Annotated in this window: 6 protein-coding genes and 2 pseudogenes; 1 reads left to right on the top strand and 7 read right to left on the bottom strand. The window is 41.6% G+C overall.

All coding sequences use genetic code 11. From position 1 onward, the window contains the following. Window positions 1-188: pseudogene (locus tag H6G26_RS39720) on the bottom strand (ATPase); the annotation flags it as partial. Window positions 189-220: 32 nt separating this feature from the next. On the opposite strand from H6G26_RS39720, the gene H6G26_RS39715 reads away from it, so the two are divergent. Continuing rightward, on the top strand, window positions 221-361 hold the full coding sequence (locus H6G26_RS39715) for a hypothetical protein (RefSeq protein WP_190737407.1): 141 nt from the start codon (window positions 221-223) through the stop codon (window positions 359-361). Window positions 362-516: 155 nt separating this feature from the next. Here the strand turns inward: H6G26_RS39715 and H6G26_RS39710 are convergent, their stop codons facing one another. From H6G26_RS39710 to H6G26_RS39685, 6 genes and pseudogenes are all read right to left on the bottom strand, one after another. Continuing rightward, a complete protein-coding gene (locus H6G26_RS39710) occupies window positions 517-729 on the bottom strand; it encodes a DUF2997 domain-containing protein (RefSeq protein WP_190737405.1) in 213 nt (70 codons plus the stop codon). Window positions 730-731: 2 nt separating this feature from the next. Beyond that, window positions 732-1,181 carry a DUF1257 domain-containing protein gene (locus H6G26_RS39705; RefSeq protein ID WP_190737403.1) on the bottom strand — a complete coding sequence of 150 codons (450 nt, stop codon included), beginning with the start codon at window positions 1,179-1,181 and terminating at the stop codon, window positions 732-734. Between the two features lie 133 nt (window positions 1,182-1,314). Next, window positions 1,315-2,388: a hypothetical protein gene (locus H6G26_RS39700; RefSeq protein WP_190737401.1), complete on the bottom strand. Its 1,074-nt coding sequence runs from the start codon at window positions 2,386-2,388 to the stop codon at window positions 1,315-1,317. A gap of 157 nt (window positions 2,389-2,545) precedes the next feature. Continuing rightward, window positions 2,546-2,815, bottom strand: a complete 270-nt coding sequence (locus tag H6G26_RS39695) for a hypothetical protein (protein ID WP_190737399.1) — start codon at window positions 2,813-2,815, stop codon at window positions 2,546-2,548. Between the two features lie 143 nt (window positions 2,816-2,958). Next, complete coding sequence (locus tag H6G26_RS39690) at window positions 2,959-3,231, bottom strand: hypothetical protein (protein ID WP_190737397.1); 273 nt, start codon at window positions 3,229-3,231, stop codon at window positions 2,959-2,961. A 248-nt stretch (window positions 3,232-3,479) separates the two neighbouring features. Next, a pseudogene (locus H6G26_RS39685) lies at window positions 3,480-3,827 on the bottom strand (hypothetical protein); the annotation flags it as partial.

Below are 3,827 nucleotides of genomic sequence, written 5' to 3'. Positions count from 1 at the left end.
TCTGCTGCGATTAAACATTGCTCCAAGGTTGATACTCCCAGATTCCAGAAGAACACTGGAGATGAGAGCTTATTGTTAGCTTCAGCAGTTAACCACTGAATGATCGTCGCTTCATCAGGAGATAGGACATCAACCGCAGCGATGGGGATTTGTGAATCGAGTGTGGAGAGCAGGTTTGAAAGTTTCATGATTTTTGATAATGTAATGGAGCTAGTTCATCGTGAGTATTAACAAGTCTCACGACTACTTCATAAACTTCGGCATCGCCGTCAAAAACTTCCTCTGTACCGTTGTTCTCTTGATAAGCGATGCCTACGGCGGTAAACTACGCGCTAACGATAGCATTCAACAGCACACATAGCCCTTCAGTATTCGCTTTGATGATCACGGAAAAAGCGTGTTTTCTGTTGTCCGTAAATGTGAACAAGTGGGTATTCTTTTGGTGGGTAGATAAAATCTCTTGGGAGAACCACGACAATAAAGCAATTGGCAATAGTCGCAGTTCTCCTTTTCTTATTACTGTCTGAGTCTGGTTTGGTGAGTTGAAGTTGTACGAAGCTGTTGGGTTTGGGCTTCATCCTTAAACGTGCGATCGCTCTCGCTGACAACTCCAAGTGCTTCCTCAAATGGTTGCGTAGCCAATAAACAACTCACTCCCTCGAATCCCTCAGCCTCCACTCGGACTTCACCTGTAGCATTGTCGAAATGAATCAGTATTGAACGTTCCATATTCATCTCCTCACGTACTGTTGAACTTCTTGATGTCCGGCAAAAGTTAGGCGTAGGGTTTGCACACTTCCCTGAGTTGATTCAGCGATCGCGCATTCACCAAACCTTTCTTGTAACTCGGCGGCTTTAACACGAACCATGCGTTGTCCATAAGCCAACATCAACTTGTTACTAAAGAAGTCTTGCCCCAACTTCGGAACTGTTTCATAACTGTCGTGTATTACCTCGTACACACCGCTTGACTGATTCCACTTGAATCCGATGTCTGCACGAGCTTTTATGATGCGACCAGATACAATAATTTCAGCGCTTTGTCCTTGAGAATCACCGTAGTATCCTTTTAGTGGCTGTGCTGTTTCGTGAACTTGCGGATTCAGTTTCAAATCTTGTAAAGCTTGTACCAAACATTCACGGTTAACAAGCTTGGTTTTAACTGTTGAGAAATGCGACATTTTTAGCTCCAAGGCTTTCAAATTGGTTTGAGAAATAGTAAAGGTGCTATATCCTTTTTGGGTTATTCTGGAAACTACGTATTAAATCCATTGGGATCAGTCTTGAGCGAATGCACCCGCCCAAGACTATTTTTTACCTGAACTTGAACGACATTACGGTAGCTTTCGATAAGCCCACGTCGTCAGTTGCAAGTGATTGTAGATTGCGCTGTTCGTCTAACAACTTGGTGCGGATCTCTTGCATTTTTTGCTGCAATTGACTGCGCGTATCAGAACCAAGATTTTTAGACTCAATCGCTGGATCGTTAACGATAGAGTCCAAGTGCGCCATCATCGCCTCCAAGCTACTGCCAGCCTCCGGTGAAGCGTTTGCTAGTAGCACTTGAACCTTCATCAGATGACGCTCCATTTTCCTTTTAAACTGTATGGGTTTCCTCCCCGGTTCCCAATCAGCCAACTCTTCAAGCAACTGTGCGGCGAGTTGTTCACCGCCAGCGATCGCAGATTCCCGTAGCCTTTGCTCCAGATTTTGGTCATACTGCTGAATGAACTTGGTAATCTGGTCAAGACATTCGGCTTGCTGCTGGTTCAGTTGTTCAGAGAGGGCAGGAATAATCACTGGGCGACCAATAACGACTTGCAAATAGTCTTCGAGGTCAGTGAGAGTGGGGAATGCTCTTAGCAAGTTGGCTTTGACTGATTCTTGCTTATCGTGGGGTAATTCCCAAGTATTAAGTGAGAGGAACTGGTCAATTCGCTCTTGGTAATCAACCAACCCAGCTTCGTAATCAGCTTTTAATTGATTACGCAATCCAGGGGCGATATTATCCCTAATATTGATTAACTGATTCCAAACGAGTGGAGCCAAATCAATCGGACAAACCCAATCACCAGTATCACTACTCATCCACTCTTGAACCCAAGCAATCTCTTGACGAAGTTGCGCGGCAGCTTCATCGAGCTTCTTAAATACCTTGATTCCCCGCAAACCGACTTCGGAATTTGTCACTTTCACAAGGTCTGATTCGATTTCACAGACTTCAGCTTTTAAGACATCTGCCCATTTGGGAGCGGCAGACTTTGTACTTTTCTTTAGTTGAATACGAAAGCGAATGCGAGTTTTATTTAACTGTGAGAAATTGTGGCGCTCGACTACTGCATCAGTTAGGAAATTTGCAGCAACAGGGTTGTCAATTGCTTGTACCATAATTATTCATCTCAATCACTATTTTTCACTTTCAATTCAGCGAAGCTTTCTTTGTGGCTATTTGAATGTCTCTAGTAGCCCTATAGATTACTTTCGTAGAGCTTTTTTGTAACCTAATGTGTCTTTTGATGACTGGTGGTTTATGTATGGACATGGCTCAAAATAGCTGAAGTTGCTGTGAATTATCCTGTACCGCAGGCTTTTGATAAACCATGCCTTCGACCTCATAACAGCGAGTCATGAGTTTGTTTCGATTTAATCGAAAGCTGGCTTTTTTTCTTTGATTTGGCAGAGGTAGAAATAGATACTGTGGATGTTGTATAGTACCTTCATCACCCAAGTATCGACAATGTGTACCATTAATTTGGTAAACTTTTGATGAGCTTAATAGTGTCGCGTCATACACTTTAATCAAATTTGTTTCCATCTGATTAGTATTGAAGTAGAGTGTGCGATAATCTTTTGTGAAATCGATTTTTCTCTACAGTTAGACTGATTGAATCTGACTGTAGAGTTTTTCACGGATAATTCGTTACTTTTGCGTTAATTATTGATTGAGAGTGACAAATACTACAGATAGAAATGCTCAAATATTTGATTGAGCTTTTCCATTTCGTCATCAGGCAGAGCCTTAAAATCAAACTCTTTGGAGTCCCAAACTTCATCCAGGCTTGTAGATTCATCAACGATATTTGCAATCAAACAAGATTCATCGTCATAGTTCCAGCCATTTGCTAAAAGCCACGGCAAAATCCCTTCAGATTGCAATAGCTTGGACAGGTCGAACGAGTCAGAAAACTGTTGTAAGTTTTCGAGACTAGGGGGAATAATTGTTGTTGTCATTTCTTGTTATTGGTAGTAGTGATACACAGCCAAAAGAGGGGAAAAAGGTTAAAGGGGATTCATGAATTAAACCATCTATAGAATAGTAATGTTTTACCTTTACTCCTTTCCTTTTTCCCCTTTTTCCTTCTTCATTAGCTGTAGACAAGATTTGATAACTGATCAAATATGCTTCCCTACTTGAAGGTAAATAGGAAAGCATAAAGGCGAATGCAATTGCTACAATCACCTCAAGAAGTATTTGGTTATTAAGAAGGCACATCCTCCCAGTAACCAACTTCATCGTCATAATTTGCTTGCATAGACTGCAATTTGTTGACAAAGTTAGCAAATTCTTCGTTAGTTAGTGACTGCCTTCCTTTTTTCCCATAGTTATCTATGAGAAACTGTTTGCCCTTTTCCTCTTTCCAACCTAAAGCTTCAATTAATCGTTGCGACTCCATCATCAATTGATTGCGATCAAGTGCATGAGACGTATGCTTTGGTAAGTTATTGTTAGGCAATCCTTTTTTCCACCAATCGCTGATGGAATTATGCACAAGGGCAATTTCTTGAGCTATTGGTTTCTTGCCAATACAATAACTCTCCCAGTTGAG

The sequence above is a fragment of the Nostoc sp. FACHB-888 genome (assembly GCF_014696655.1).
Lineage (GTDB): Bacteria > Cyanobacteriota > Cyanobacteriia > Cyanobacteriales > Nostocaceae > Nostoc.
This window is presented reverse-complemented; position numbering and strand designations above follow the sequence as displayed.